We start from the raw sequence: 26,829 nt of genomic DNA on the forward strand, positions 1-26,829 counted from the left end.
GTTCGGGTCACCACTGCACGCGCAGTGCGGCGGCGAGGAGGACGGCAACGGCCAGTTGGAGGGCCAGCCAGGCCCGGGGCCGGGTCAGGGCGCATCCGGCGAGGAGCACCAAGGGCATGAACGGCTGCCAGATGCGTTCTACCTCCGACGACGACATGCCCGAGAGGTCCGCGATGGCGACGGCGGCGAGGCACGAGCCCACCACTATCCACATGCGGCGTCGGCGCAGGCGGGCCAGCGCGACCGCGATCGCGGGGCCGAGCGCGAGCGCGAACACGGCGAGGTTGGCGTACAGGAAGTACCAGTAGCCGCGGTCGGAGGCCACACCCGCGTAGTAGCGGTCGCGGGTGGTGTGGAGGCCTTCGAGCCACCAGTAGCCCCACGCGAGCGGCAGCAGGATCACCAGTGCCGCGAGGGCGCCCCCGGCGAGGATGATCCGCCAGCGTCGCCGCATGACCGCCACGACCAGGAACGGGATCGCCAACAGCGCGGCCGAGAACGACAGCATCAGCGCCGCTCCCGCGAGCAGTCCCCCGGCGACCGTCAGCCATGCCGCCTTCGCGCCGCGGCGGCCGGTGGCGAGTATGAGGCAGGCGACGGCGGCGAGCGTGACGCCGCCGAAGATGATGTCGGCGTTGCTGTGCCAGAACGCGGCCGGGGTGATGACGAGGAACGGCGCGGCGCGGCGGGCGAGCCGCTCCCCCGCGACGTCCCGGGCGATCACGAGCGCGGCGGCGATCGCCGCGGCGGCGCCGAGGAGCGCCAGGGTGTTCTCGAAGATCAGGCCCTTGAGCCCGATCTGCGCCGCGGTCCAGAGGAACAGGACGAGCCCGGGCGGGTGGGACTGCAGGTGGATGGCGAAGTGGTCGGTGGCCTGGATGTCGGTGTAGGTCTCCAGGAAGGCGCTGGCGCCGCCCGCGTCGTCGACGTAGTGGATCGGGTCGCCGTAGTGGTGGTGGATGTCGGTCCACGTGAGCGGATGCGAGTGGGCGAACGCGAGCGCGAGGCTGATCGCGACGCCGCCCAGGGCCGTGGCGAGGACGACCCAGCGCCAGCGCCGGCGCGCCGCGACCAGCGGCAGGACGGCGATGAGCAGGCCGCCGACCGCGATCGGGACCAGGAGGTCGGGCTCGAAGTGCCATTCCCAGCTGCCGAACAGCGGCATCGCCCCGAGTTGGAGGCTCGCCTCGGTCGCGGCGAGTTTGCGCTGGCCCAGCAGCCAGGCCGCGTAGAGGGCCAGCGCCCAGCCGGTGAGGACGGCGGTGTTGAGGATGAGGATGCGGCGCCTGGTCACCGGCGCGCCCCAGTGGGGATGCGGACGGTGAAGCGGCAGCCGTGCCCGCCGTTCTCGACGGTGACGATCCCGCCGTGGGCCTCGATGAGGCCGCGGGTGATGGCGAGGCCGAGCCCGCCGCCGCGGTCGTCCCGGCGGCGGGCCTCGTCGCCGCGGAAGGCGATGTCGAAGACGCGCGGGAGGTCGTGCTCGGGGATGCCGCCGCACTGGTCGCTGATGTGGACGAGCGCCGCCTCATCGGTGCCGGTGGCCTCGACGAGGACGGTGCCGCCGGGCGGGGTGTGGCGGATGGCGTTGTCGAAGAGGTTGTCGAGGGCGCGGCAGAACTCGCGGGCGGCGACCTCGACCGGAGGGGTGTCGCCGAGGCGTTCGCGCAGGTCGACGCCTTTGAGTTCGGCGGCGACGCTGGCCCCGGCGAGGGAGTCGGCGACGGCGTCGCAGAGGTGGACGTGCTCGCTGCCGAGGGTGAGGGAGCCGCTGTTGATGCGGGAGAGCTCGAAGAGGTCGTCGACGAGGGCGGAGAGGCGCTCGGCGTCGGTGCGGATCTGGGAGTGGTAGCGCTTGACGGTGGCGTCGTCGTCGACCACGTCGTCGTCGAGGGCCTCGGCCATCGCGCGGATCGTGGCGAGGGGGGCGCGGAGGTCGTGGGAGACCCACGAGATGAGTTCGCGCCGGGAGGCTTCGAGGGCCCTTTCGCGGCGCTGGGACTCCTCGAGGCGGCGGGAGACGGCGGCGAGTTCCCCGGCGAGGGCGGCGAGTTCGCCGGGGCCGGTGACGGTGGGGGCGCTGCCGGTGCTGATGCGGCCGTCGACGTCGACCATGGTGCGGGCGTAGGCGCCCACCTGCTTGGCGCCCGCGTCGATGTCGTCGCCGAGCTGCCAGGCCGCGCCGAGCGCGACGGCGGAGGCGACGATGAGGACCACGAAGAGCACGACCAGGTCGTGCAGGGAGATGAACATGGCCATCGCTGCGGTGACGACGCCGGTCGCGGCGACGAGGACCGAGGAGAGGGCGACGGTGAGGGTCTGGAGGCGGGCGGGGCGGGTGCGCAGGAGCCGGAGGGCGATGCCGCCGATGAGGCCCGCTACGGCGGAGGCGACGGCGGCGATGGTGATGAGCGCGGCGATGTCGGCGGCGGGGAACTCGAAGGCGACGGCGATCATCCCGGCGCCGAGGATCGCGGCGAAGAGGACGAGGACGGATCCGAGGTAGCGGCGCATCAGGACTCCCATTTGTAGCCGACGCCGCGGACGGTGGTGAGGTGGCGCGGCTGCGAGGGGTCGTCCTCGATCTTCTCGCGCAGGCGGCGGACGTGGACGGTGACGGTGGAGGTGTCGCCGATGCGCCAGCCCCACACGGTCTCGAGGAGCTCTTCGCGGCGGAAGGCCCGGCCGGGGTTGGCGAGGAAGCACACGAGGAGGTCGTACTCCTTGGTGGTGAGGGTGAGGAGTTCGCCGCTGCGGCGCACTTCGTGGGCGAACGTGTCGATCGCGAGTCCGCCTCCGGCGAGGTGTTCGCCGGGGCCGGCGGGGCCTTTGGCGCGGCGGAGGACGGCGCGGACGCGGGCGGCGAGTTCGCGGGGCGAGAAGGGCTTGGTGACGTAGTCGTCGGCGCCGAGGTCGAGTCCGCTGATGCGGTCGTCCTCCTCGCCGAGCGCGGTGAGCATGACGACGGGGATGTCGGTGGCGCGGCGCAGGCGGCGGCAGACTTCGAAGCCGTCCATGCCGGGCATCATGAGGTCGAGGACGACGAGGTCGGGGAGAGTGTCGAGGGCGATGCGGAGACCGGTGGCGCCGTCGGCGGCGTACTCGACCTCGAAGCCTTCGCGGCGCAGGTAGCGGGCGACGACGTCGGCCAGGGCGGGGTCGTCGTCGACGACCAGTACGCGCGGGTCGGCGTCGGAGTTCATGGGGTAACCATGACCGATCACGGGCCGCTTCGTCATGTGTTGGGCCAAGACTTTCGCATACCGTAAGGTTGCACGGCCCCGAACGGCCGCCGCGGCGCATAGCATCGGCCGCATGCAGTCGCATCTCCTCGTTCTGGCGAAGGCCCCGGTCCCGGGGCGCGTCAAGACCAGACTCTCCCCTCCGCTGACCACTGTGGAGGCCGCGGCGGTGGCGGAGGCGGCCCTCGCGGACACCCTCGAAGCGGTCGCCGGATGCGGGGCGGACCGGCTGATCGTGGCCCTCGACGGCGAGCCGGGGCCGTGGCTCCCGGTGGGCTTCGAGGTCGTGCGGCAGGTGCCCGGCTCCTTCAATGGGCGGCTGGGCGCGGCGTGGGCGTTCGCGGGCGGACCGGGCCTGCAGATCGGCATGGACACGCCGCAGGTCACGCCCGAGCTGCTCGACGAGGGCCTGGCCGCGGTGGTCGAGCACGGGTCGGCGCTCGGGCTCGCCGAGGACGGCGGCTGGTGGGCGATCGGCCTCAGTGAGCCGCACCCCGACGTGTTCGCGGGCGTGCCGATGAGCCGCGACGACACCGGGCGCCGGCAACTGGACCGGTTGCGGGCCCTGGGACTCCGGCCGGCCGAACTGCCGGTGCTGCGCGACCTCGACGATGCCGAGGACGCCCGAGCGATCGCGGCGCTGGTACCGCAGTCGCGCACGGCCGGCGCGGTGCGGGACTTCCTCGAACCCGACCTCGTGGACGTGATCCTGCCGGTGCTGGATGAGCGCGAGGCGATCCCGTGGGTGCTGGAGCGGATCCCCAAGGGCTATAGGGCGATCGTGGTCGACAACGGCTCCACCGACGGCTCGGCGGCGGTCGCGGCCGAGCTCGGAGCGAGAGTCGTGTCGGAGCCGCGGCGCGGTTTCGGGGCGGCCTGCTACGCGGGTTTGGCGGCGGCGACCGCGCCGGTGGTCGCGTTCATGGACTGCGACGCCTCGCTCGATCCGGGCGACCTCTCGGCGGTGTGCGATCCGGTCCTCGACGGGGAGGCCGATCTCGTGCTCGGCGCCCGCGATGCCGAGGCCGGGGCGCTCGCGCCGCACAACCGGCTCGCGAACCGGTACCTCGCAAGGCAGGTCAAGCGCCTGAGCGGGGCCGAGGTCTCCGACATCGGCCCGATGCGGGCCGCCCGCCGCGAAGCGCTGCTGGACCTGGGCTTGGCGGACCGGCGCTCGGGCTGGCCGCTGGAGATGGTGCTGCGCGCCGGGCTCGCCGGGTGGCGCGTCGCCGAGGTCCGGGTCCCCTACCGGCCCAGGGTCGGCCGCAGCAAGGTCACCGGCACCGCGGCCGGGACCTTCAAGGCCGTCAAGGACATGCGGGCGCAGCTCGCGCGCGTCCGCCGCACATTGAGGAGCAGCGATTGAGCGACCAGCGCCAGGCCGACGTCGGAGTCTTCGGCGGTTCCGGGTTCTACGCCTTCGCCGATGACGCCGTCACCGTGGAGGTCGACACCCCTTGGGGCGCACCGAGTGCGCCCGTGACCATCGCCGAGGTCGGCGGCGTGCGGGTGGCGTTCCTCCCCCGGCACGGCACCGATCACCGCTTCCCGCCGCACAAGGTCAACTACCGGGCCAATGTGGCTGCCATGCGGGCGCTGGGGGTGCGCGCCTTGATATCCCCGTTCGCGGCCGGTTCGCTGCGGCCGGAGATCCGGCCCGGCGAGTTCGTGGTCGTCGACCAGGTCGTGGACCGCACGTGGGGCCGGCCGGGCACGTTCTACGACGAATTCGAGGACGGGCCGGTCCATGCGCCGTTCAGTGAACCCTACGACCAGCGGCTCCGGCGGGTCCTGCTCGACGCGGCGGCCGAGACCGGAGTGACCGCGGTCGACGGCGGCACCGTCGTGGTCGTCAACGGCCCCCGGTTCTCCAGCCGCGCCGAGTCCCGCTCGCATCGCGACGCCGGTTGGCACGTCGTCAACATGACGCAGGCGCCCGAGGCCGCGCTGGCCGCCGAAGCCGGGATCCCGTTCGCGGGGATCGCCCTGGTCACCGACTACGACGCCGGTCTGGACGAGGACCCGGAGGTCGAGCCGGTGACCCAGGAGGCGGTGTTCGCGGTGTTCGAGGCCAACCTCGGGAACGTCCGCGCGCTCTTGGCGGCGGCGATCCCGAGGCTGGCCCCGCTCTAGGAGACCGACGCGCTTTCGCGGTGCTCGACGTGCGGGTGGCGGCGTTCGAGGGCGGCGCCTTCGACGTCGACGTCCGGGAGCAGGCGGTCGAGCCACTTCGGCAGCCACCAGACCTTGTCGCCGAAGAGGTGCATGAGCGCCGGGATGATGAGCATCCGCACCAGGAACGCGTCGACGAGCACGCCGAAGGCGAGCGCGAAGCCGATGGGCCGGATCATCGCCGAGTGCGAGAAGACGAACCCGCCGAAGACGGCGATCATGATGATCGCGGCGGCCGTCACGACCGAGCGCCCGGCGCGCAGGCCGTGCACGACCGCGAGGCGGGCGGGCACGCCGTGCGCGTAGGCCTCGCGCATGCCCGAGCCGAGGAACAGCATGTAGTCCATGGCGAGTCCGAACAGGATGCCCACCAGGAGCGTCGGCAGGAAGTTCAGGATCGGCCCGGGGCTGTCGACGCCGAAGACGTCGGCGAGCCAGCCCCACTGGTAGATCGCGACCACGCCGCCGAGCGCGGCGAAGTAGCTGAGCACGAACCCGAGGGTGGCCGCCACGGGCACGAAGATCGAGCGGAACACCAGGATGAGGATGAGCAGCGAGAGGCCCACGACGACGCCGAGGTAGATCGGGAGGGCGTCGGCGAGTTTCTCGGAGATGTCGATGTTGCCGCTCGCGTTGCCCGCCACGCCGATCGAGTCGACCCCGTCGAGGTCGAGGCCGCGCAGGGTGTGCACGAGCGCCTCGGTCGCCTCACTGGTCGGGCCCGATTCGGGCAGTACTTGGAAGGCGGCGACGGTGCGGTCTTCGGAGGCGCCGATCGGGGCGACGGCGACGACGCCGTCCTGGTCGGCGAGGGCCTGCGCGATCTGGACCGAGAGGGTCTGCGCGGTGGCCTCGTCGGGGCTGCCGGGGAGGGTCGCGACGACGAGCAGCGGCCCGTTCCGGCCTTCCCCGAAGCGCTCGGCGACGGTGGCGTACGCCTGGTACTGGGTGGTGTCGTGCGCTTCGGAGGATCCGTCGGGCAGGTTGAGGCGCATGTCCATCGCGGGGATCGCCACGACCACAAGTGCGCCGATGCCGACGAGCACGCGCAGGAGCGCGCTCGGGGTGCGCATGGCCTTCACCTCGGTCGCGTTCTCGGGCGTCGGGTGCTCCGCGTTGCGTGCGGCGCGTTCGGAGCGGCGCAGGATCTTCATGCCCGCCAAGGAGAGCAGGGCCGGGATGAAGGTGACCGCGACGAGGACGGCGACGGCGACGCACAGCGCGCCGGCCGAGCCCATGAGGCCGAGGAACGGGATGCCGGTGACGTTCAGGGCCGCCAGGGCGATGAGCACGGTGGCCCCGGCGAAGACGACGGCGTTGCCGGAGGTGCCGGTCGCGAGGGCGATCGACTCGTCGAGGTCGTAGCCCTCCTTGAGCTGGCGGCGGTGGCGGTTGACGATGAACAGCGAGTAGTCGATGCCGACGGCGAGGCCGAGCATGAGGCCGAGGACCGGGGTCACCGAGGCCATGTCGATCACGCCGGAGAGCGACATCGTGGTCATGGCGCCGACGCCGACGCCGACGAGCGCGGTGAGCAGCGGCAGGCTGGCGCCGATGAGCGTGCCGAGCATGACGATCAGGGCGACGGCCGCGACGACGAGGCCGACGACTTCGCCGGCGCCGAAGACGCTCGGCACGGATTCGAGCATGTCCGAGGAGTAGTCGGCTTCGACGCCGTCGATGGGGTCGTCGTCGAAGAGGTCGGTGACGGCGGCCTTGGTTTCGGGGGTGACCTCCATCTGCGGTTCGGTGAAGGCGATGGAGACGACTGCAGCGCTGCCGTCCTCGGCGACCATGGTGATGCCCTCGGCGAGTTCGAGCAGGGTCGCGCCCTGTTCGAGCGCGGCCGACCGGGTCTCGAGTTCGGCGAGCCCGGTGTCGATCTGGGTCTGCTGGGCGTCGAGTTCAGGGCTGTCGCCGACCTGTTCGCGGGCGAGGTCGAGCTGGGTCTGAGCGGCGGCGAGTTCGGTTCGGGCCGTTTCGATCTGGGTGCGGCCGTCGGCGACGGCCTGCGTCTGCGCGGCGCGTTCGGCTTCGGCGGCGAAGGGGTCGATGGCGGTCTCGACGCCGTCGGCCTCGGCGGCGCGGCTGACGAGGTCGCTGATCTGCGCCCGCTGCTCGGCGGTGAACGCCTCGCCGTTCGCGGTGCTGAGGACGATGCTGCCGGTGCCTCCCGCGGCTTCGGGGATGGCGTCCCGGAGCTGCTCGGTCACGGCCTCGGTGGGCGTGTCCGGGATCGAGAACGCGGTGGTCAGGGTGCCGCCGAAGAGGGCGAACGCGGTCGCCGCGGCGGCCAGGAGCAGCGCCCACGCGGTGATGACGGTTCTGGCACGGCGGGCGCACCAGCGGCCCACGCGGTACAGGAATTCAGCCATGACGGCCTTTCGGGTGTCGGTGGATCGGTCAGGCCGCGGGTTCGCGCAGCACGAGGACGAGGCGGGCGAGGAGGTCGTTCCAGGCGCGCCGGGAGTCGGGGGTGTCGGTGCCGCCGGTGGCGGCGCCCCAGTGTTCGACGAGGCCGAGCAGGCCGCCGCTGAAGGCGGCGACCAGAAACGCCACCTGGAGTTCGTCGACGCCCGGGTGGCGGCGGGCGATGGAGGTCGACATCCGATCGGTGAAGAGGGCGACGGCACGCTGCATGAGGACGGCGCCGCGTTCGACAGGCTGGGCGTGGTCGCCGCCGAGGACCTCGATGAGATAGGCGACGGTGGGCACGAGGTGGTCGGCCGAGGCCGCCGCGGCGAGGTCGCCGAGGACGGTGGCGCTCGTGCCGGACGCGGCTTCGGCCTCCATGGCGTCGACGATGTCGACGAGCATGCGCCCGGCGGCGGCGGTGACCACGGCTTCGAGGGAGTCGAAGTGGTTGAAGACGGTGCGGCGGGAGACGTCGGCGGCGGCGGCCAGTTCGTCGACGGAGAAGTTCGTGGAGCGGCGCTCGCGCATCAGGACTTCGGCCGCGTCGAGGATCGCCTTGCGGCTTTTGGCTTTCAGCGCCGCGCGGCGGTCTACGGTCGCGGAATTCTCGGGCATGGTTATTACACTAAGTGCAACGACGCACTGAGTGCAAATTCTTGGAGGCGTGGCCCTGGCCACAGTGCCGAGTTGAACTTGAGCGTCCCTCCAGGTCAGATTTGCCTCGCTTCGGTGCGCTAGTGCGGTTAGCGACACACGGGGGCGATTCGGCTTTCAGAAGTGGGCTGGAGCGCTCGAGCCCCTGCTCGACCGGCTACTCCAATCGGATCCGAAGCGGCGCATGAAGGTCGACGAGGCCCGCATCGAACTCGGCAGGTTCGGCGGCGTGACCGCGAGGTCGTGGATCTGGGCGGGGGCCGCCGCGGCCGCGCTCGTGGTGCTCACCGCCGCCGTATGGAACGGATTGCGCGAGAACGAGACCGAAACACCACGCGAGGAGGCGACCGGCGTCGCGAGCGGCGATCTCATCGGCGATCCGGCCACCGCCGGCCCATGCGCCCTGTTCGACCAGGAGGCGCTGGGCGTCCACGGCGAGACCCGGATCGACACCGACCGAGGCGGATTCAACCGCTGCGACCTGCACATCGAGAACGACACCGGTGGCGTCGACCTCTCGCTGTACTTCTACGAGTCGGGAGACGAACCCGAGCCGGGCGAGACCGAGATGGTCGGGTCGATCGGCGTCATCCGCCGCGAGGGCGAGCACGAGTCGTGCGAGCGCACCCTCGTCCTACCGGACGGCCGCTCCAGTTGCCGGGCTCGCGGATGCCGTTCCCGGAGGACGAGGCCTACCCGCTCGAGACCGGGTACACGCCGGTGTTCATCAGCGGCACCGCGCGGCGACGCCACCTCGTGGAGCTGTTCGTGGCGGGCGTCGACGGGCGGCTGCCGACACCCGCGCCCGAACCGTCCACATTGAAGGACAAGCCCCGGAAGCTCGACACCGACGAACGCCTGGCACTCGTGTGCCTGGCCCAGCGGTACCTCCTCCACGACGCCTACCCGCAACCGGTGTCGTGGAAGCAGGTCGCCGCCGAACTCGCCGAACTGCAGCCCGGCGAAGGCTGGCGGCCGAAGAAGGCCGAGCACCTCGTGGCCGGAGTGCGCAGGCGTCTCTCGGGGGCGGGTGTGCCGGGCCTGACCCGCGAGGAGGTCGGGGAACCGGTGGGCAACATGCTCAACCACAACCTCGTCACCGAGCTGCTGCGCACCCGGACCCTGGTGCCACCGGATCTGTTCATGCTCGACGAGAGCTGAGGCTCGATCGGACCCGACCGGTGACATCGCGGCGCCGCATCGGGGAGAATGCTGTCCATGTTGATCGCAGTTCAGATTCTCGCCGCGCTTGCCGGCCTCGTGCACGTCTACATCTGGGTCATGGAGTGCCTGCGCTTCTCCGACCCGAAGGTCCACCGCGGAGTGTTCCGGGTTGCGACCGAGAACGTGGAGACCGTTCGCTCCTGGGCGTTCAACCAGGGCTGGTACAACCTGTTCCTCGCGATCGGGGCGCTCATCGGTGTCGCGGTGGTGCGGTCCGAGGCGGCCGTGGGCATGACCCTCATCGTGTTCGCGTGCGGCTCGATGCTGGGCGCGGCGCTCGTGCTCGTGCTGAAGGACCGGTCGATGGCCTCGGCGGCGCTCAAGCAGGGCCTGTTCCCGGCGCTGGCCTTGATCTTCGCGCTGACGCAGTTGTAGCGTGCCGCGATAGTCTGGCGTTCCCTCTGCGGCGAACGGGAGAGCGAAGTGGACGAACGACGGCTGGTGAAGGTCTCGAAGTACCTGTCGCGGCATCTGCGCCACGACCCCGGCCGGATCGGGATCGAGCTGGACGAGCACGGCTGGGTCGAGGTCGAGGTGCTCCTGAAGGCCCTCGCCGACCGAAACTTCCACGTCACCCGCGATGAGCTCGATGCGGTCGTGGCGCTGAACGATAAGCAGCGGTTCGCCGTGCGGGACGGGAAGATCCGGGCCAATCAGGGCCACACGGTCGATGTGGACCTGGATCTCACCCCGGTCGCGCCGCCTCCCGTGCTTTACCACGGGACCACCGGAGGGTTCGTCGGCACGATCCGCGAAGAGGGCATCAAGTCCATGAACCGGCACCATGTGCACCTTTCCCCCGACCGCGAGACGGCGGTCAAGGTGGGATCGCGGCGCGGCAAGCCCGTGGTCCTCGTGATCGACGCCGCGCGCATGGCCGGAGCGGGCCATGCCTTCTACAAGTCGGAGAACGGCGTCTGGCTCACCGATCACGTCCCCGCTTGGGCGATCACGCTCGTGAGCTGAGGGGTTGCCGGCCCTTGCGGCCCCACCTGGGCCCGACTTAGAGCGGGCGGCGACAAAAGGGTCTCATGGTGGTGGGGTGTGCGGTGCGGCTGCCCGGCAGCGCCGGGACCGGGGCGGCGGGGCCCATTTGGCCCCTGGTTTGCTCTGCGCCCCAGGCGGAGTGGCGGCGTGTCGTGAGTGTCCCTCATGGAATAGTCACCCGGTTGGGTGATGACACCGCCACGGAATGCTGTCATCATTGAACTACGAACAAGGAACCGAAAACAGGCAGGACATTCGAGAACAGCGGAAGGGAGGCGAAGGAACCATGAGCCACTGCACCAGCACCACCACCCCGAGCCCCCTCACCGGCTCCCGCCCTGACCGCCGCTCCCAGGCTGCGGCGATCCGCTCGGCCCTCGATGAGGCCGCCGCGGGGATCAACGCCTTTCACGCCCAGGTCCTGTCTGCGGTGATCGCGATGAAGGAGGCGAACCTGCACCGCTCCGAGTTCGGGTTCTCCGCCCTCCGCGACCTGCTCCTGTCCCAGTTCGACTTCACCTTCAACACCGCCAGCGCGATCGCGGCGATCGCGCGGCTGTCGGGGAAGTTCCGTCTTCTTGCTTCGGCGGCGGTGTCGGGGCAGGCCCGGATCGACCAGGTCGCTTACGCCGTCCGCCAGCTCGACCAGACTCCGGCGATGCGCCTGTTCGCCCGCACTCCCTTCCAGGCCCCGGTCGTCTCCCCCTTCGACCCCGAGACCCTCTGTGCGACGCCGGAGGCGATGGTGGTCGAGTACTGCGCTCATGCCTCTTTCAAGGACCTGCGTCGTCACCTTGAGGGGCTGTGGGCCGCGATCGCCGGAGAGACTGAGCTTCTTGATGGGCTCGGCGAGCAGTCGATGCAGCGCCTGGAGTTGATCGAGTGCGGCAATGGCATGTGGGCGCTGGAAGGGCACCTCTCGAATGCGACCGGGCGGATGCTCGACAAGTACCTGCAGACCGCCTGCCCGCCGCCCCGCCAGGACGAGGGCGACCCTGAGGACGGCGGTCTGCTGCCCCCGCAGGCGAACCGGCATGCCGAGGCTCTCCATCAGCTCCTGGCCGGGTACGGGTCCTCCCCGCAGGCGGCGACCCGGCACGGGCACACCGCCACCCTCAACCTCACCGTCGACATCGAGACGTTGCAGGGCAAGGACACCGGCCGCCTCCCCCTCCTGGAGGGCGAGCCGATCAGCCTCGCCCGGGCCCGACTCCTGGCCTGCGAAGGCCTCATCATCCCCTCGGTGTTCAACTACGCCAAGGGGGAAGCGGTCGAGCTCGGTCGGGCGCTGCGCCTCCCGAACGCGGCCCTGCGGCGCAAACTCGAGCTCGAGCAGCCAGGCGGTTGCGCTTGGCACGGCTGTGACCGGCCCATCGCCTGGACCGAGGCGCACCACATCACCCACTGGGCCGACGGCGGCCCGACCGTCGCCGAGAACCTGATCCTGCTGTGCCGCTTCCACCACGGGCGCATCCACACCCCCGGGTGGAGCGTGGAGAAGACCGGCCCCGGCACTGCCCTCATCACCCACCACGACGGCCACGAAGCAGCGGCCGGGACCGGTCAGAGCGGCACCGCCGATGCCTCGGCCGGGTGCGGGTGCGCTGACTGGCGCACCGATGCCGACATGGACGCCGAGCATGCAGGCTCGGACTGGGATGTGTTCCCCACCGGGCTCTACCGCACTGAATGGTCCGAGACGTTGAATCCCGACCTCGACGGCATGGCCGAGGCCATCGACCGCGACCGGGCGGTCAAAGCCATGCGAGAGGCGAAAGCGCGATGCCGAGCGACGTTCGGCATACGCGACTCCTCAAGCACCGAAGTAGCAGTCGCGGCGCCCGCACCACCGGCATCGACAGCGACAGCTGCAGGGTCAGCGACAGCCGACTACGGCGACCCGCCGTTCTTACCCTGCCCCAGCAGGCGACTGCTGGGGGAAGAAGCGCCGCACACACCACGCAGCGCAGCCCGAACCCCAACAGGGGCCGGGCCCCTCAGCATGCCCACACCAGGAAACCCACCCCACCCCAGCCACACACCCCACCATCGCCGCCGGACTGAACCCCGACCCGACCAGGCCAGAGAACCGGAGACGAACCCGAACCCGAACCCCCATCCACCCCATCGTCGCCGCCAGCCTGAACCCCGAGCCCGATCAGCCGGGGGGCCGGAAAAGGACCCGACCCCTCTCTCACCTCTTCATCGCTGCCCGCCTGAACCTCGGCCCGATCCGGCCGGGAAGCCCGAGAGCGACAAGGTCCCTGCCGCCACCTCGTTGTCGCCGTCCGATTGAACCGGAAGTCAAGCGAGCAGGGAAGCCGAAGAGGCGACCCGAGCCCCGCTGCCACCTCGTTGTCGCTGCCTGATTGAAGCTGGATCCGATCGGTCCGGGCGGCCGAAGACCGGTCAGCAGCGCATGAGGCCTTGTTGTCGCCGCCCTTCTGGACCGGAGCCTGAGCAGACCTGAGGGCCGAGGTGCGACCCGAAGCCCGAAGTGCGACCCCGCTGCTGAAGGGACTCGACCGGACCTCTCAACACTTGGACGCCCGGGCCGCCCTCCGCAGTGGAGGGCGGCCCGGGCGTGCTGTCGTCCTATCCGATGGCGACCGGGACCGACTCGGCTTCGACCTCAGTCGCCCTGCGGGCCTTGATGACCGTGACGGCGATGAGCAGGGCCGTCGCCGAGAGGCCCGCAGCGATGCCGTAGCCGAGGCGGAAGCCGCCGGTCAAGGCTTCGGCCTGCACCGCGCCGCCTTCGAGGAGGTCGCCGGTGCGGGCCGAGACCGCAGTGCTGATGACCGCGAGGCCGACCGCGCCGCCGACCTGCTGGGCAGTGTTGAACAGGCCCGAGGTGACCCCGGCGTCCTCGGGCTTGGAGTCGGCCATGCCGAGGGTCATGAGGGCGGGCATCGCCAGGCCGAAGCCGAGCGGTGCGGTGACCATGCCGGGCAGGACGTCCACCAGGTAGTTGCCGTCGGCCCGCATCTGGGCGAAGAAGACGAAGCCGAGGACCATGAGCGCCAGCCCGGCGATCACCATCGGGCGGGCGCCGAAGCGGGTCAGGAGCCGCGGGGCGGCCGCCATCGAGACCACCGCGATCACGATCGGGGCGGGCAGGAACGCCAGGCCCGCCGCGAGCGGCGCGAATTCGAGCACCTGCTGGAGGTAGAGGACGGAGAAGAACATGAACCCGAAGGCCGAGCCGACCATGAGCGCCTGAGCAAGGTTCGCTCCGGCCACGTTGCGGGAGAACAGGATGCGCAGCGGGATCAGCGGCGAGGCGGCCTTGGCCTGGCGGACGAAGAACCCCGCGAGCAACGCGATGGAGAGAGCGCCGAGGCCGAGAGTGCGGGCGGAGGCGAGCCCATAGCGCTCGGTCTCGATCAGGGTGTAGACGGCGAGCATGAGGCCGGAGGTCACGAGGGCCGCGCCGATCACGTCGGCCCCGGCCTTCAGGCCGATGCCGCGGTCGGCGGGGAGCAGCTTCCAGGCCAGCGCGGCCACGGCGAGGCCGAACGGGAGGTTCACGTAGAAGACCGATTCCCAACCGAGCGTCTCGGTGAGCACGCCGCCGATGACGCTGCCCAAAGCGCCGCCGCTGGCGGAGGCGAAGCCGTAGACGCCGATGGCCTTCACCTGGTGCTGCGGTTCGGGGAAGATCGTGACGATCATGCCCAGGAGCCCGGCGGCCGTGATGGCGCCGCCGACGCCTTGCACGAAGCGGGCGGTCAGGAGGAGGCCCTGGGTGTCGGCCAGCGCCGCCGCGACGGAGGCGAGGGTGAAGAGGGCCAGTCCGGCGAGGAAGACCTGCTTGCGGCTGATGAGGTCGCCGAGCCTTCCGGCGAGGAGGAGCAGGCCGCCGAAGGGGATCACGTAGGCGTTCACGGTCCACACGAGATTCGCCTGGCTGAACGCGAGATCCTCGCGGATGGCCGGGAGTGCGATGCTCACGATGTTCTGGTCCAGGACGATCATGAGCTGGGCGGCCGCGAGTGCGATCACGGCCAGCCAGCGGGTGCGAAGGCTTTGCGCTGTAATGGGTGGCATCGGGGGTCTCCTCGAGGTCTGGGAAGCACATGGGGAACGTTTTGTTCCTGGGAAGATCATGTGTTCCAATGGAGGAATCCGTAAGAAGGCACTTTCATGTGCCAGGGGGTACAGGGATGTTCCTGTCCAGGTCGACCGATCCTTTCCCTGGATGTGACTTGTGACATAAGTGCTCTGGGCCTCGGTCCGGGGCAGGATTGCGCTACCGAAGAGAGTGGGTCCGATGAGCGACGACGACTGTGTGCTGCCGAAGTCCGACGTGCAGGCCGAGGCCTGCCCCATCGTCCAGATCATCGACCGGGTCGCGGGCAAATGGTCGGTGTCGATCCTGGTCGCGGCGATCCGGAAGCCGGTGCGCTACACCGAGCTCGAGCGCTCGATCCCAGGCATCAGCCGCCGGATGCTGACCCTGACGCTGCGGAACCTCGAACGCGACGGCCTGCTGGAGCGCACGGTCTACCCGACCGTGCCGCCGAAGGTCGAGTACAGCGCGACCCCGAGCGCGCGGGAGCTGTACGGGCACCTGACGGGCCTGCTCGAATGGGCCGAGCGCCACCGGCCCGACATCATCGAGGCTCGGAAGGCCTACGACGAGCAGGCGCTCGCCGCATAAGGCACAGGCGTGCAGGCGCTCGCCGCAGGTAGGCCACCGACGGAACGACGCCCGCCGCCTGGAGTCCAGGCGGCGGGCGTCGAGGTGTCTGCGGCTCAGGCGAGTTCGGTGAGCAGCGCCCGGTGGAGGTCCGGCCCGGCGGCGAGCACCGACAAGGCACCGTCGCCGTAGTCGACGCCGTCGAGGTCGGTGACGAGCACGCCGGCCTCGCGACAGATCACGGTCCCCGCGGCCACGTCCCAGAGGTTGATGCGCTCGTGGATGACCGCGTCGACCCGGCCCGCCGCGAGCCAGCACATGTCGAGGGCCGCGGTGCCGAGCATCCGGATCCGCTGCACTTTCGGCACGAGCCGCTGGAGGGAGGCGAGACGGCGCAGGTTGCGCTTGTCCGCGTCGACGCCGACCGAGAAGTCCCCCATGGCGACCACGGCCTCGCTGAGGTCCGAGGGCCCGAAGGCGCGCAGCGCCTGCTTGTTCAGCGCCGCGCCATGGCCGAGGGCGGCGCTGAAGCGCTCCTCCGACATCGGCGCGAAGACGACGCCCACCACCGGCATCCCATTGCGCATCAATGCGAGCGAGACGCCGAACAACGGCGAGCCGTGCGCGAAGTTGATGGTCCCGTCGATCGGGTCGAGCACCCATTCGTAGGGGGAGTCGGCGTCTCCGGAACGACCCCGCTCCTCCCCCAGCAGCGGAATCTCCGGAGTCTCCCGGTCCAGGAACGCGCGCACCGCGTCCTCCACGGCGTAGTCGACGTCCGTGGCGAAATCGCGGTCGCCCTTGCCGCTGATGGAGCGTTCGCGGCCCAACCCCGCCCGGATCACTTCGACCCCCCGCTCGGCCGCCTGCTCCGCCGTGCCCAGGTAATCCAGCAGCTCCATCATTATTCGGTTCCTCGTCTCCGTCCGACCCACCCGACGGACCTCATCCTAAGGGTGCATGGCCATGCGGCACTTGGACTCCCGGTGCGACCTTCCACCGGATATTTCCGGCTTGTAACACGAACGAGGCAGGTGCGCCCGCATTTCTGAGCACACCGGCCTATTCCGGTCAGTCGATCGGCAGCCACGCCCGCATCGAGGCCGGGCAGCGAGTCGCCCTGCGATGGAGCGGGATGAGCGCGACCTCGGCGGACTTGCCCTCGTCGTCCGGTGTCGCCGTCCCGGTCATGGACGTGCGCGGACACGTGCACGCGGCCGTCGCGTTCGACCGGCGGGGACGTCGCGTCGACCGTGAGTTCCGCCACGTCGGCCCCGCCGGGCAAGTCGATCGACTCCGCGCAGCACCACCGGGCCGCGTTCGGCGGCGGCGCAGCCGCGCACCGCGTCGATGCGCTCGCCGCGGGCGCATGTCGAGCACGCCGGTGAGTTTCGTCTCCCGATGCCTTCCAGGCGAAGTCGGAGTCGACGCGGATCGGCACGGTGGTCACGGAGCCATTGTGGACGTGGGGAGATGCACCATTGCGTGCCTCCGGGAGGGAAGCTGGGTGTGCCCGGGTGCCGAAAGAGCCCGAAAAGCTTTTCGGTCATTGGGTCGCCATCGATGCTTTGGATCGCTGCACGGTGATGTCAGTGCATTGATCGCCATAAATTCCAAGCGGGCCGGGAACCGAAAGCCGGATCAGCAGACTTTCGGTAGGTCGGCTACAGTCGAGCCAGCCCGGAGCAACGCAGGGCGCCGCCGCGGGCGGCGCGGCGCGGGCTCCGGCTGAAGGAGGACGAGTGGCACGAACCCCCGCATCGCGCGGCACGCGCGCCGCCACACTGTCCGATGTTGCCCGCTTGGCGGGCGTCTCGGTGGCGACGGCGTCGAAGGCGCTCAACGGCCGCAACCACGTGCACCCTCAGACCCGCGAGCGGGTCGTGGAGGCGGCCGCGCAGCTCTCCTTCTCCCCCAACTCACTCGCCCGCGGGCTCCTCGCCGGCCGGACGGGCACCGTCGGGCTCCTCACCTCTGACCTGGTGGGCCGCTTCAGCCTCCCGATCCTCATAGGCGCGGAGGACGCGTTCGGCGCGGGCCAGGTCTCGGTGTTCCTGTGCGACGCCCGCGGCGACGCGATCCGCGAGCGCCACCATGTGCAGGCGCTGCTGAGCCGCCGCGTGGACGGGCTCATCGTGGTGGGATCCTCGACCGATCCGCGCCCGCCCCTGGCCGACGCGGTGGACGTGCCTGTCGTGTACGCCTACGCGCCTTCCGAAGCGCCCGATGACCTCTCGATCGTGCCGGACAACGTGAACGCCGGCCGGATGGCCGTCGAGCACCTGATCGCCTGCGGCCGCACCAGGATCGCCCACATCAGCGGCGACCGCCAGTACAGCGCCGCGCGCGACCGCGCGGCGGGGGCGCAGGCGGCCCTCGATGCGGCAGGGCTGTCCCTCGTCGGCGAGGTCGCCTACGGCGCTTGGGAAGAGGGCTGGGGCCGGGCGGCCGCCGGGATGCTGCTCGATCGCGACCCCGAGGTCGACGCCGTGCTCTGCGGCTCGGACCAGGTCGCCCGGGGCGTCCTCGACTCCCTGCGTGAACGTGGCCGCCGCGTCCCCGAGGACGTGGCGGTCATGGGCTTCGACAACTGGGACGTGCTCACCACCGGCGCGCGACCGCAACTGACCAGTGTGGATATGAATCTCGAGGAGCTCGGCCGCGCCGCCGCCCGGGCCCTCTTCGAGGCCATCGACGCCGAGCACGGCCGAGGGATCCACACCGTGCAGTGCCGAGTCGTCGTCAGGGGTTCCACCGCGTCCGCCGGGTGACGTTCGCGGCGCCGATCGTTCTGGCGGACTTCGGCTCCAGTGTGCCGCCGTGGTCGCGGCGCTCGTCCTCAGCGCCGTCACAGGCGGCTTCGTCCTCTTCCTCCGGCACCGCCCCAGCGTGGGGCACCAGGTGAATCCGGAGGCTCAGCGCCCGGGCACGTGGCAGTCGGCGAGGTGGTCGTCGACCATGCCGATCGCCTGCATCATCGCGTACGCGGTGGTCGGGCCCACGAATTTGAAGCCGCGCTTCTTGAGCGCCTTCGAGAGCGCGGTCGACTCGGGGGTCACGGCGGGCACGTCCTCGATGGTCTTCGGACGCTCGCGCGGCTCGGGCGCGAAGGACCACACGAAGTCGCTCAGGCCGCCTTCGAGTTCGGCGGCGGCTTTCGCGTTCGCGATCGTGGCGTCGATCTTCATACGGTTGCGCACGATCCCCTCGTCACCCAGGAGCCGTTCGGCATCGGCCGCGGTGAACCCGGCGACCTCGGCGATCTTGAACTGCGCGAACGCCTTCCGGAACGCCTCGCGCTTGCGCAGGATCACCAGCCACGACAGGCCGGACTGGAAGGCCTCGAGGCTGACGCGTTCGAACAGGGCGTCGTCGCCGCGGACCGGCCGACCCCACTCCAGGTCGTGGTATTCCCGGTAGATCTCAGGGGAGGCGCCCCAGGGGCACCGCGTCAGACCGTCGCCTGCATCGCTCACCGTTCACTCCCGTCCTTCATGGGACCCGAGCGTACGCGCCGCCACCGACAATGCCCTCCGCCGCACCGCTGGACTGTCGGTGCCTTATTGCAAGATACTTGCAATAGATTCGCGCACGTTTCCGCACCCCGAAGGAGCCCCCAATGACCGCCACGCCCACCGGCCACCCCCTCCCCGACCTCGTCATGGCCTGGGGCCGCGGCCGCGCCCACTCGCGGATCACCGCGCAGCCCGAACCGATCGAAGGCGGCTACCAGGTCGCGGTCGGCCCGCCGAGCACCGAGGTCCGCCAGGTCTTCCACACGTACACCCCGGCATCGCTGGCCGCCACCGCGGCGCGACTCGACCGACCCGGCAACCAGCTCATGATCGCCGGACCCGATGCGCTGCTCGCCTCGGTCATACCCTCGACCTGGACCATGGACCAGGGCGGCCACCTCATGACCGTCGCGTTCACGCAGGAGCCCTACACGGTCTCGGAGGACTACCGGCTCCTGCTCGAAACCGAGGGCCCGCTCACCGTGGCCCGGGTCTTCCACCGCAACGGCGACCTGGCCGCGTCCGCCCGCCTCGGCCGCGACGGTGAATTCGGCGTCTTCGACAAGGTCGTCACCGCCCCCGCCCACCAGCGCCGCGGCCTCGGCTCGCTCATGATGCGGGCGCTGACCTGCAGCGCCCACGCGCAGGGCATGCGCTTCGGCCTGCTCGTCGGCAGTGACGAGGGCCGGGCACTGTACGAGCACCTCGGCTGGTCGTTCGTCAGCGACTTCCCCGGTGCGCGCAGCAAGCGGGATTGAGCAATTCGGTTGCCGCGCGGCCGATCCGCTGCCAAGGTGAGGCCCATGACAAGCGACAGCGGGCATTCCGCGGCATGGATCGCGGCCAACCGCGCGATGTGGGACGAGCGCGTCCCCCTCCACGCGGCCAGTGCCCTGTACGACCAGGCGGGCTTCCGGGCCGGTCGCGACGAGATCCGCGATTTCGAGGCGGCCGAGGTCGGCGACGTGGCCGGCAAGCGGCTCCTGCACCTCCAATGCCACATGGGGCAGGACACGCTCTCATGGGCGCGGCGCGGCGCGAAGGTCGTGGGGCTCGATTTCTCCGAGCCCGCGGTCGAGGTCGCGCGCAGTCTGGCCGTCGACATCGGGCTCGCCGACCGCGCCGCGTTCGTGGTCTCGGACGTGTACGAGGCGCCCGGGGCCGTTCCCGACGAGGACTACGACATCGTCTACACGGGGATCGGGGCGCTGTACTGGCTGCCGGACATCGAGCTCTGGGCCGAGACCGCCGCGTCGCTGGTCGCGCCCGGCGGGTTCCTGTACCTCACCGAGTTCCACCCGTTCCTGAACGTCTTCACCTGGGACGGCACGAGCGAGGTCAAGGCGGACTACTTCCGCCCCGAGCCGCTGGTCACGGACGAGCCGGGCTCGTACGTCGATTTCGAGGCGGAGACGATCGACAACCTCAGCTACGCTCGGATCTACACGCTCGGCGAGATCGTGTCCTCGATCTGCGCCTCCGGGCTCCGGCTCGAGTTCCTGCACGAACACGAGGTGACGGTGTTCCAGCAGTTCCCCGAACTCGTGCGGAGCGACGACGGGTACTTCAGGATGCCGGAGGGGCGGCCGCGGCTGCCGCTGATGTACTCCTTGAAGGCGTCCCGGCCCGCGTGAGGGCGCGGACGCCCCGTTTCTCCGAGGTTCCTTTGACACTGCTCCCAGTGAGACCGGTGGTTTCGCCCGGATTATTCGGTGGACGAACAGCCAGAGGGGGCACACGGTGAGAAAGCAGCAGGCGGAGACGCTGACCTACGAGGGACGGCCGTACGCGAAGCAGGACGAGGAGCTGGTCGACCAGGGCCTGCAGTTCGACATCGGTACGCTGCTGAGCCGGCGCGGCGTGCTCTTCGCCGGGGCCGGCGTCGCGGTGGCGGGCCTCGCGGCCTGCGGCACCACCGATGCGGACGCGACCGAATCGGGTTCCACGGCTTCGGCCGAGGACCTGACCGAGATCCCGGAGGAGACGGCGGGCCCGTACCCGGGCGACGGTTCGAACGGCCCGGACGTGCTCGAGGAGAGCGGCGTGGTGCGCAGCGACATCCGGTCGAGCTTCGGCACCGGCAGCGCGACCGCGGAGGGCGTGCCACTGACGCTCCAGTTCACGATCTACGACATGGCGAACGGCAACGTGCCGTTCGAGGGCGTCGCCGTCTACGCGTGGCACTGCACCCGAGACGGCGAGTACTCGATGTACGGCGAGGGCTTGGAGAACGAGAACTTCCTGCGCGGCGTGCAGATGGCCGATGCCGACGGCGTCGTGTCGTTCACGTCGATCTTCCCGGGCTGCTATTCGGGCCGCTGGCCGCATGTCCACTTCGAGGTGTACCCGGACGAGGCGTCGATCACGGACAGCGCCAACGCGATCGCGACCTCGCAGCTCGCGTTCCCCGAGGACGTGTGCGACACCGTGTACGCGGAAGAGGGCTACGAGACGTCCGTCGAGAACCTCTCGCGGATCTCCCTGGAGTCGGACGGCATCTTCAGTGACGACGGCGGCGAGTCCCAGATGGGGACCGTGTCCGGCGACGTCGCGAGCGGCTACACCATCACGCTGGCGGTGGGCGTGGACACGTCGACCGAGACGGGCGGCGGCGGCAGCGCCCCGTCCGGTGGCGGAGCCCCCGGCGGGGGCGAGATGCCGTCGGGGGAGCCGCCCGCGAACAACGGCTAGACGCAGGTGAAAGGCCGCTCCCGCAACGGGAGCGGCCTTCGCGTGCGTCATCTCGGCGCACATCGAGTGCGCAGGCCGTCTCAGTGGAGGACCACGAGCCCGGTCTCGCCGAAGACCGTGGCCGCCAGTGAGGGCCGGTTGCCGGCCTTGACCGGGAGCTTCGCGCCGACGGCCGCGAGGTGCGGCTCGACCCGCTCGGGGTGCGGGTGCACGGCTTCGAGGCCCACGAGGGGCACGACCGGCAGGTTCGCGGCCGGGTGCGTCGTCGGTCCCCAGTCGATGAGGAACGGGACGAGACCGGTCTGGCCGCGTTCGACGTCGAGCGTGAGGTTCCAGGAGAGCTGCTCCCCGCCGGGGGTCCGGCGTGACATCGCGTGCGGCTCGCCCGGGTCGTACCCGGCCTTGCGGGAGGCGGCCACGGCGGCGTCGATGTCCTCGACACGAAGGGCCCAGGTCGCCAGGCGGGCCTCGGCGAGGCCGTCGATCCCGAAGGGCCGCGGCGCTTCCGGGGCGCCCTGTTCGAGGTCGGGGCCGATGATCTCGAGATAGCCGCCTTCGCCGAGGCCGAGCAGGAAGTTCCTGGTGCCGAGGCCGGGATGGACGCCGCCGGGGATCGGCCGGGTACCCGTGAGGCGCGCGATCTCCGCGACGGTGGCGGCGAGGTCGGGCGTGGCGAGCACGAGGTGGTCGAGTGAGGACATAGGCCGCAGTTTAGTCATCGTGCGCCACTGGCGTAACGGGTGCCGCGCGGGCCCCGCCTCAGCGGCGCTCGGGGTCGACGAGGGTCTGCAGCATGTCGTCCACGGGTTCGGCGAGGACCTTCTCGGCGGCCGCCTCGACCTCGGCTTCGCCTGGGTGCAGGTGGTATTCGACGCGGCAACCGTCGGGGCCGTACGAGGCGTCGGGCGGGGGCGGTTCGGTCTCGCGGCGCATCAGGTCGCCGATGCCGTGCTCGAGCAGCCCGAACGCGTGCTCGGCGGCGGACACGGCCGCCTCGTGGATCTCCTCGACCGGGTCGCCGGCGAGCAGCCGCCGGACGTTGACCTCGACGAGGATGTGCTGGGTGTGGAGCAGCTGGGAGGCGACCAGGCGCGAGGTGAGCGGGGCGTTCCCCTCCTCGATGAGCGCCTCGGCCAGCAGCCCCGCCGACTGCCGGCGGTAGTCCATGGCTTTGATGAACAGGGACGGTGTGGCGACCAGGAGGCGCTGCACCCGCAGGAACACCGGGTTGTCCGACAGACCCACCTGGGGCGCACGGCGCTCCAGCAGGTGGAGGTAGTGGCCGCACAGGGCCTCGTGCGGGGTGCTCCCGACGGGGCGCTCGCGCACGATCCGGGCGGCGTCGCCCGTGTGGTGCTTCATGCCTCCGATGACGAGGTCTTCCTTCGTCGGGAAGTAGTTGAACACCGTGGCTTTGGAGACCTCGGCCGCAGCGGCGATCTCGGCCACGGACACGTCCTCGAACCCGCTCTCCTCGAACAGCTCGAGGGCGGTCTTCCTCAACAGCTCCCAGGTCGCGTTCTTCTTGCGTTCGCGCAGCCCCGCCTTGTGTTCCACTCGTTCACTGTACCAGATCAAAATCTGAACCGGGAAAAAACTTGTACCGGGTCAAATTCCACTGCTATCCTCGACGACATGACAGGAAGACCACCCGCACCCCCGAAATCGGCGGACCCGGACGAGGAGGCCGCACCCGAGGGCTCGATCGTCCGGCTCCTCGCCGAATACCTCCGGCCCCACCGCCGCACCCTCGCCATCACCGTCGCACTCCAGATCGCCGGCACCATCGCGTCCCTCTACGTGCCCACCCTCAACGCCGACCTCGTCAACCACGGCGTCGCCACCGGCGACACCGGATACGTGCTGCGCCACGGCGCGTTCATGCTCGCCGTCACCGTCGTCCAGATCGCCGCCTCCGGCTTCGCCGTCTACTTCGGCGCCCGCACCGCGATGGGCCTCGGCCGCGACCTCCGCGCCGACCTCTTCACGCAGGTGCAGCGATTCTCCGCCGCCGAGATGGACCGCTTCGGCGCACCCTCGCTCATCACCCGCGCCACCAACGACATCACGCAGATCGTGACCATGCTCGTCATGGCGCTCACCCTGCTCCTCACCGCGCCCATCGCCGCCTTCGGCGGCCTCGCGCTCGCGCTGAGCCTCGACGTGCCCATGACCGGCGTGCTCCTCGCGGCCATCCCCGTCGTCGCCGTCGCCATCTCCTTCATCGTCCTCGCGATGGTCCCGGCGAGTCGGGTCATGCAGCGGTGCATCGACGGCATCAACCGCGTCATGCGCGAGCACATCACCGGCATCCGCGTCATCCGCGCCTTCGTCCGCGACGACCACGAGCAGCGCCGCTTCAGCGAGGCCAACGCCGAACTCACCGAGGCGTCCCTCAAAGTCGGCCGCGTCCAGGCCTTCTTCGGCGCCACCGCGATGCTGTTGGGCAACCTCACCTCGATCGCCATCGTCTGGATCGGCGCCGGCCGCATCGCCGCCGGCACCATGCAGATCGGCGACCTCATCGCCTTCCTCACCTACGCCGGGATGATCCTCGGCGCGGTCATGATGTCCATGGGCGTGTTCATGATGGCCCCGCGCGCCAAGGTCGCCGCCGGGCGCATCCGCGAGGTCCTCGACACGACCCCGAGCATCGCGAACCCCGCCGAACCGGTCACCGAACTCGCCGGGCTCGGCGAACTCGAACTCGAGGGCGTGAGCTTCCGGTACGCGGGAGCCGAGGAGGCCGTCCTCCGCGACGTCGACCTCATCGCCAGGCCCGGCGAGACCACCGCCGTCATCGGCTCCACCGGCGCGGGCAAGACCACCCTGCTCCACCTCATCCCCCGTCTGTTCGACGTGGACGCGGGAACCGTCCGCGTCGACGGCGTCGACGTCCGCGAAATGGACCGGGCCCTCATCGCCCGCACCATCGGACTCGTCCCCCAACGCGCCTACCTGTTCTCCGGCACCATCGCCTCCAACCTGCGCTACGGCGACCCCGACGCGAGCGACGACGACCTCTGGCACGCACTCGAGACCGCCCAGGCGGCCGACTTCGTGCGCGCCATGCCCGACGGACTCGACACCGTCATCGGCCAGGGCGGCACCACCGTCTCGGGCGGACAGCGCCAGCGCCTGGCCATCGCCCGGACCCTGGTGGCACGCCCCAAGGTCTACCTCTTCGACGACTCGTTCTCCGCGCTCGACACCGCCACCGACGCGGCCCTGCGGGCCGCGCTCGCGACCGACATCGCCGACGCCGCCCAAGTGATCGTCGCCCAACGGGTCTCGACCATCCGCGACGCCGACCGCATCGTCGTGCTCGACGCCGGGCGCGTGGCCGGCACCGGCACCCACGAGGAGCTGCTCGCCGGCAACGCGGTGTACGCCGAGATCGTCAATTCCCAACTCACCCTTCAGGAGGCGCTGTGACCATGATGGGACCCAGGCCGGGCGGTCCGGCCGCGGCCAAAGCGGAGGACTTCCGCGGCACCGTCCGCCGCATCCTCGACCTGCTGCGCCGCAACCCGCTGCGCCTCGCCTCGGTGGTCGGCTTCGGCGTCCTCATGGTGTGCGGCATGCTGTCGATCCCCACGGTGCTCGGGCGCGCCACGGACCTCGTGATCGAGGGCGCGTCCTCGGGCGGCCTGGACTTCGCGGCCCTGGCACGGATGCTGGGGCTGGCGGTCGCGCTGGCCTTGGGAACCTTCGCCATCACCGTGGTCAACGGCCGCACGATCGCGAAGCTCGCGCAGGACATGGCGTTCGAGCTGCGGGCGGAGGCCGACCGGAAGATCTCGGCGCTGCCGTTGCGGTACTTCGACTCCCGTTCGCGCGGCGAGGTGCTCTCGCGGGTCACCAACGACATCGACAACCTGACGCAGACCGTGGGGCAGGTGACCCAGCGGATCGTGCAGGGCCTGCTGTTCCTCATCGGCGTGCCGATCATGATGCTCACGATCTCGCCGCTGCTCACCTTGGTCGTGCTCCTCACGATGCCGCTCACGGTGATCGCGGCGCGGGCCATCGGTAGGCGCAGCCAGCCGCGGTTCGCCGAGCAGTGGGCGACGACGGGGAAGCTCAACGGGCATGTGGAGGAGATGATCACCGGGCACCAGCTCGTGACCCTCTTCGGCCGCCAGAAGCAGGGCGCGGCCCGCTTCAAGGCCCATAACCAGGAGCTGTACGAGCACACCGTGCGCGCCCAGTGGGTGGCGGGCCTGCTCGGCCCGGCGATGGCCTTCCTCGGTTCGGTCACGTACGTGCTGGTGGCCGTGGTCGGCGGTCTCCAGGTGGCCGCGGCGGTGCTCACCTTCGGGCAGATCCAGGCGTTCATCCAGTACACCGGGCAGTTCTCGAACCCGCTGAACATGCTGGCGGGCATGTTCGGCCAGATCCAGTCGGCGGTCGCCTCGGGTGAGCGCGTCTTCGAGTTCCTCGACGCCCGAGAGCAGCGGCCCGATCCCGCGGGCACCGGCACCGAGCTCGACACCGTGCTCGGGAAGGTCGCGTTCGAGGACGTCTCGTTCCGGTACCTGGAGGACGAGCCGCTCATCGAGCACCTGTGGCTCTCGGCCGAGCCGGGCCAGACCGTGGCGATCGTCGGTCCGACGGGCGCGGGCAAGACCACGCTCGTCAATCTGCTCATGCGCTTCTACGACCTCGACGCGGGCCGGATCACGGTCGACGGGGTCGACGTCTCCACGATCGAGCGCGAGCGGATGCGACGGCGCATCGGCATGGTCCTGCAGGACACGTGGCTGTTCGACGGCACCATCGCCGAGAACATCGCCTACGGGAAGCCCGAGGCCACCCGCGAAGCGGTGGTCGCGGCCGCTTCGGCGGCGCACGCGGACCACTTCATCCGGACGCTCCCCGAGGGCTACGACACCGTCGTCGGCGCCGAAGAGGGCAGCCTGAGCGCCGGAGAGCGGCAGCTCGTGACCATCGCTCGGGCGTTCCTGATCGACCCGTCGATCCTGATCCTCGACGAGGCCACGAGCTCGGTCGACACGCGCACCGAGATGCTCGTGCAACAGGGGATGGTCGCGTTGCGGCAGGGCCGCACGAGTTTCGTGATCGCCCACCGCCTCTCGACCATCCGCGACGCCGACGTGATCGTGGTGATGGAGCACGGCCGTGTCGTCGAGCAGGGCGACCACGACGCGCTCCTCGCCTCCGGCGGCGCCTACGCCCGCCTCTATGAGGCCCAGTTCGCGCAGCCCGCGGTCGAGGAGGAGACCCCGGCAGGCGCCTGAACGAACTCATCGCGGCTGCGGCCGCA

Annotated in this window: 24 protein-coding genes; 14 read left to right on the top strand and 10 right to left on the bottom strand. The window is 70.6% G+C overall.

Annotated features, from left to right (window positions below; all coding sequences use genetic code 11):
* Window positions 1–7: 7 nt before the first annotated feature.
* Genes JHY01_RS00275 through JHY01_RS00285 form a run of 3 tightly spaced genes read right to left on the bottom strand, consistent with a single transcriptional unit; the run spans window position 8 to window position 3,203 of the window.
* The gene (locus tag JHY01_RS00275; protein ID WP_205323592.1) at window positions 8–1,294 is read right to left on the bottom strand and encodes a hypothetical protein; all 1,287 of its coding nucleotides are present in this window, start codon (window positions 1,292–1,294) and stop codon (window positions 8–10) included.
* A complete protein-coding gene (locus JHY01_RS00280) occupies window positions 1,291–2,514 on the bottom strand; it encodes a sensor histidine kinase KdpD (protein ID WP_205323593.1) in 1,224 nt (407 codons plus the stop codon). The genes JHY01_RS00275 and JHY01_RS00280 overlap by 4 nt, the downstream gene beginning before the upstream one ends.
* Window positions 2,514–3,203: a response regulator transcription factor gene (locus JHY01_RS00285; RefSeq protein WP_205323594.1), complete on the bottom strand. Its 690-nt coding sequence runs from the start codon at window positions 3,201–3,203 to the stop codon at window positions 2,514–2,516. The genes JHY01_RS00280 and JHY01_RS00285 overlap by 1 nt, the downstream gene beginning before the upstream one ends.
* 112 nt (window positions 3,204–3,315) lie before the next feature.
* On the opposite strand from JHY01_RS00285, the gene JHY01_RS26195 reads away from it, so the two are divergent.
* The gene (locus JHY01_RS26195) at window positions 3,316–4,608 is read left to right on the top strand and encodes a DUF2064 domain-containing protein (protein ID WP_240192211.1); all 1,293 of its coding nucleotides are present in this window, start codon (window positions 3,316–3,318) and stop codon (window positions 4,606–4,608) included.
* Window positions 4,605–5,375 carry an S-methyl-5'-thioadenosine phosphorylase gene (locus JHY01_RS00300; RefSeq protein ID WP_205323595.1) on the top strand — a complete coding sequence of 257 codons (771 nt, stop codon included), beginning with the start codon at window positions 4,605–4,607 and terminating at the stop codon, window positions 5,373–5,375. Before JHY01_RS26195 ends, JHY01_RS00300 begins: the two co-directional genes overlap by 4 nt.
* Here JHY01_RS00300 and JHY01_RS00305 read toward each other — a convergent pair.
* Both JHY01_RS00305 and JHY01_RS00310 read right to left on the bottom strand, forming a co-directional pair.
* On the bottom strand, window positions 5,372–7,789 hold the full coding sequence (locus JHY01_RS00305) for an MMPL family transporter (protein WP_205323596.1): 2,418 nt from the start codon (window positions 7,787–7,789) through the stop codon (window positions 5,372–5,374). The two genes, JHY01_RS00300 and JHY01_RS00305, sit on opposite strands and share 4 nt — an antisense overlap.
* Window positions 7,790–7,817: 28 nt before the next feature.
* Window positions 7,818–8,444: a TetR/AcrR family transcriptional regulator gene (locus JHY01_RS00310; RefSeq protein ID WP_205323597.1), complete on the bottom strand. Its 627-nt coding sequence runs from the start codon at window positions 8,442–8,444 to the stop codon at window positions 7,818–7,820.
* 223 nt (window positions 8,445–8,667) lie between these two features.
* Here JHY01_RS00310 and JHY01_RS00315 point away from each other — a divergent pair, with 223 nt between their 5' ends.
* The 5 genes from JHY01_RS00315 to JHY01_RS00335 all read left to right on the top strand — a co-directional run bounded on the left by JHY01_RS00315 (window position 8,668) and on the right by JHY01_RS00335 (window position 12,990).
* Window positions 8,668–9,306, top strand: coding sequence for a hypothetical protein (locus JHY01_RS00315; RefSeq protein WP_205323598.1), 639 nt, complete (start codon window positions 8,668–8,670; stop codon window positions 9,304–9,306).
* Entirely contained in the window at window positions 9,252–9,644 is a 393-nt protein-coding gene (locus JHY01_RS00320) for a hypothetical protein (protein ID WP_205323599.1), read from the top strand. The genes JHY01_RS00315 and JHY01_RS00320 overlap by 55 nt, the downstream gene beginning before the upstream one ends.
* 57 nt (window positions 9,645–9,701) lie before the next feature.
* On the top strand, window positions 9,702–10,082 hold the full coding sequence (locus JHY01_RS00325; protein WP_205323600.1) for a DUF1304 domain-containing protein: 381 nt from the start codon (window positions 9,702–9,704) through the stop codon (window positions 10,080–10,082).
* 48 nt (window positions 10,083–10,130) lie between these two features.
* Window positions 10,131–10,673: an RNA 2'-phosphotransferase gene (locus JHY01_RS00330; protein ID WP_205323601.1), complete on the top strand. Its 543-nt coding sequence runs from the start codon at window positions 10,131–10,133 to the stop codon at window positions 10,671–10,673.
* Window positions 10,674–10,980: 307 nt separating this feature from the next.
* On the top strand, window positions 10,981–12,990 hold the full coding sequence (locus tag JHY01_RS00335) for an HNH endonuclease signature motif containing protein (protein ID WP_205323602.1): 2,010 nt from the start codon (window positions 10,981–10,983) through the stop codon (window positions 12,988–12,990).
* Between the two features lie 299 nt (window positions 12,991–13,289).
* Here the strand turns inward: JHY01_RS00335 and JHY01_RS00340 are convergent, their stop codons facing one another.
* Complete coding sequence (locus tag JHY01_RS00340) at window positions 13,290–14,744, bottom strand: MFS transporter (RefSeq protein WP_205323603.1); 1,455 nt, start codon at window positions 14,742–14,744, stop codon at window positions 13,290–13,292.
* 223 nt (window positions 14,745–14,967) lie between these two features.
* Here JHY01_RS00340 and JHY01_RS00345 point away from each other — a divergent pair, with 223 nt between their 5' ends.
* Window positions 14,968–15,357: a helix-turn-helix domain-containing protein gene (locus JHY01_RS00345; protein WP_205323604.1), complete on the top strand. Its 390-nt coding sequence runs from the start codon at window positions 14,968–14,970 to the stop codon at window positions 15,355–15,357.
* 95 nt (window positions 15,358–15,452) lie between these two features.
* Here the strand turns inward: JHY01_RS00345 and JHY01_RS00350 are convergent, their stop codons facing one another.
* The gene (locus JHY01_RS00350) at window positions 15,453–16,241 is read right to left on the bottom strand and encodes an inositol monophosphatase family protein (RefSeq protein ID WP_205323605.1); all 789 of its coding nucleotides are present in this window, start codon (window positions 16,239–16,241) and stop codon (window positions 15,453–15,455) included.
* 837 nt (window positions 16,242–17,078) lie between these two features.
* On the opposite strand from JHY01_RS00350, the gene JHY01_RS00355 reads away from it, so the two are divergent.
* The gene (locus tag JHY01_RS00355) at window positions 17,079–18,107 is read left to right on the top strand and encodes a LacI family DNA-binding transcriptional regulator (protein WP_205323606.1); all 1,029 of its coding nucleotides are present in this window, start codon (window positions 17,079–17,081) and stop codon (window positions 18,105–18,107) included.
* 144 nt (window positions 18,108–18,251) lie between these two features.
* On the opposite strand, the gene JHY01_RS00360 is transcribed toward JHY01_RS00355, so the two are convergent.
* Window positions 18,252–18,812, bottom strand: coding sequence for a DNA-3-methyladenine glycosylase I (locus JHY01_RS00360; RefSeq protein WP_205323607.1), 561 nt, complete (start codon window positions 18,810–18,812; stop codon window positions 18,252–18,254).
* A gap of 143 nt (window positions 18,813–18,955) precedes the next feature.
* Between JHY01_RS00360 and JHY01_RS00365 the strand changes: the two genes are divergently transcribed.
* The 3 genes from JHY01_RS00365 (at window position 18,956) to JHY01_RS26200 (ending at window position 21,542) form a co-directional block, all read left to right on the top strand.
* Window positions 18,956–19,609, top strand: coding sequence for a GNAT family N-acetyltransferase (locus JHY01_RS00365; protein ID WP_205323608.1), 654 nt, complete (start codon window positions 18,956–18,958; stop codon window positions 19,607–19,609).
* Between the two features lie 45 nt (window positions 19,610–19,654).
* Window positions 19,655–20,485 (top strand): bifunctional 2-polyprenyl-6-hydroxyphenol methylase/3-demethylubiquinol 3-O-methyltransferase UbiG, encoded by an 831-nt coding sequence (locus JHY01_RS00370; RefSeq protein ID WP_205323609.1) that lies wholly within the window; start codon window positions 19,655–19,657, stop codon window positions 20,483–20,485.
* A 106-nt stretch (window positions 20,486–20,591) separates the two neighbouring features.
* A complete protein-coding gene (locus JHY01_RS26200; protein ID WP_205323610.1) occupies window positions 20,592–21,542 on the top strand; it encodes an intradiol ring-cleavage dioxygenase in 951 nt (316 codons plus the stop codon).
* Between the two features lie 80 nt (window positions 21,543–21,622).
* Here the strand turns inward: JHY01_RS26200 and JHY01_RS00380 are convergent, their stop codons facing one another.
* Window positions 21,623–22,243, bottom strand: a complete 621-nt coding sequence (locus tag JHY01_RS00380) for a VOC family protein (protein ID WP_205323611.1) — start codon at window positions 22,241–22,243, stop codon at window positions 21,623–21,625.
* Window positions 22,244–22,301: 58 nt separating this feature from the next.
* Entirely contained in the window at window positions 22,302–23,099 is a 798-nt protein-coding gene (locus JHY01_RS00385) for a TetR/AcrR family transcriptional regulator (RefSeq protein WP_205323612.1), read from the bottom strand.
* Between the two features lie 78 nt (window positions 23,100–23,177).
* Here JHY01_RS00385 and JHY01_RS00390 point away from each other — a divergent pair, with 78 nt between their 5' ends.
* Together JHY01_RS00390 and JHY01_RS00395 are read left to right on the top strand one after the other, a co-directional pair.
* Window positions 23,178–24,977, top strand: coding sequence for an ABC transporter ATP-binding protein (locus tag JHY01_RS00390; protein ID WP_205323613.1), 1,800 nt, complete (start codon window positions 23,178–23,180; stop codon window positions 24,975–24,977).
* A 2-nt stretch (window positions 24,978–24,979) separates the two neighbouring features.
* Window positions 24,980–26,803, top strand: a complete 1,824-nt coding sequence (locus JHY01_RS00395; protein WP_240192245.1) for an ABC transporter ATP-binding protein — start codon at window positions 24,980–24,982, stop codon at window positions 26,801–26,803.
* Window positions 26,804–26,829 lie beyond the last annotated feature (26 nt).

This window comes from Glycomyces sp. YM15 (assembly GCF_016918015.1).
In the GTDB taxonomy this organism is placed as follows: Bacteria; Actinomycetota; Actinomycetes; order Mycobacteriales; family Micromonosporaceae; genus Glycomyces.

Coding starts and splice junctions, on each gene's coding strand:
- JHY01_RS00285 (WP_205323594.1), bottom strand. CDS start 3,203: ATGAACTCCGACGCCGACCCGCGCGTACTGGTCGTCGACGACGACCCC.
- JHY01_RS00280 (WP_205323593.1), bottom strand. CDS start 2,514: ATGCGCCGCTACCTCGGATCCGTCCTCGTCCTCTTCGCCGCGATCCTC.
- JHY01_RS00365 (WP_205323608.1), top strand. CDS start 18,956: ATGACCGCCACGCCCACCGGCCACCCCCTCCCCGACCTCGTCATGGCC.
- JHY01_RS00315 (WP_205323598.1), top strand. CDS start 8,668: ATGAAGGTCGACGAGGCCCGCATCGAACTCGGCAGGTTCGGCGGCGTG.
- JHY01_RS00395 (WP_240192245.1), top strand. CDS start 24,980: ATGATGGGACCCAGGCCGGGCGGTCCGGCCGCGGCCAAAGCGGAGGAC.
- JHY01_RS00350 (WP_205323605.1), bottom strand. CDS start 16,241: ATGATGGAGCTGCTGGATTACCTGGGCACGGCGGAGCAGGCGGCCGAG.
- JHY01_RS00310 (WP_205323597.1), bottom strand. CDS start 8,444: ATGCCCGAGAATTCCGCGACCGTAGACCGCCGCGCGGCGCTGAAAGCC.
- JHY01_RS00345 (WP_205323604.1), top strand. CDS start 14,968: ATGAGCGACGACGACTGTGTGCTGCCGAAGTCCGACGTGCAGGCCGAG.
- JHY01_RS00335 (WP_205323602.1), top strand. CDS start 10,981: ATGAGCCACTGCACCAGCACCACCACCCCGAGCCCCCTCACCGGCTCC.
- JHY01_RS00380 (WP_205323611.1), bottom strand. CDS start 22,243: ATGTCCTCACTCGACCACCTCGTGCTCGCCACGCCCGACCTCGCCGCC.
- JHY01_RS26195 (WP_240192211.1), top strand. CDS start 3,316: ATGCAGTCGCATCTCCTCGTTCTGGCGAAGGCCCCGGTCCCGGGGCGC.
- JHY01_RS00370 (WP_205323609.1), top strand. CDS start 19,655: ATGACAAGCGACAGCGGGCATTCCGCGGCATGGATCGCGGCCAACCGC.
- JHY01_RS00325 (WP_205323600.1), top strand. CDS start 9,702: ATGTTGATCGCAGTTCAGATTCTCGCCGCGCTTGCCGGCCTCGTGCAC.
- JHY01_RS00340 (WP_205323603.1), bottom strand. CDS start 14,744: ATGCCACCCATTACAGCGCAAAGCCTTCGCACCCGCTGGCTGGCCGTG.
- JHY01_RS00390 (WP_205323613.1), top strand. CDS start 23,178: ATGACAGGAAGACCACCCGCACCCCCGAAATCGGCGGACCCGGACGAG.
- JHY01_RS00305 (WP_205323596.1), bottom strand. CDS start 7,789: ATGGCTGAATTCCTGTACCGCGTGGGCCGCTGGTGCGCCCGCCGTGCC.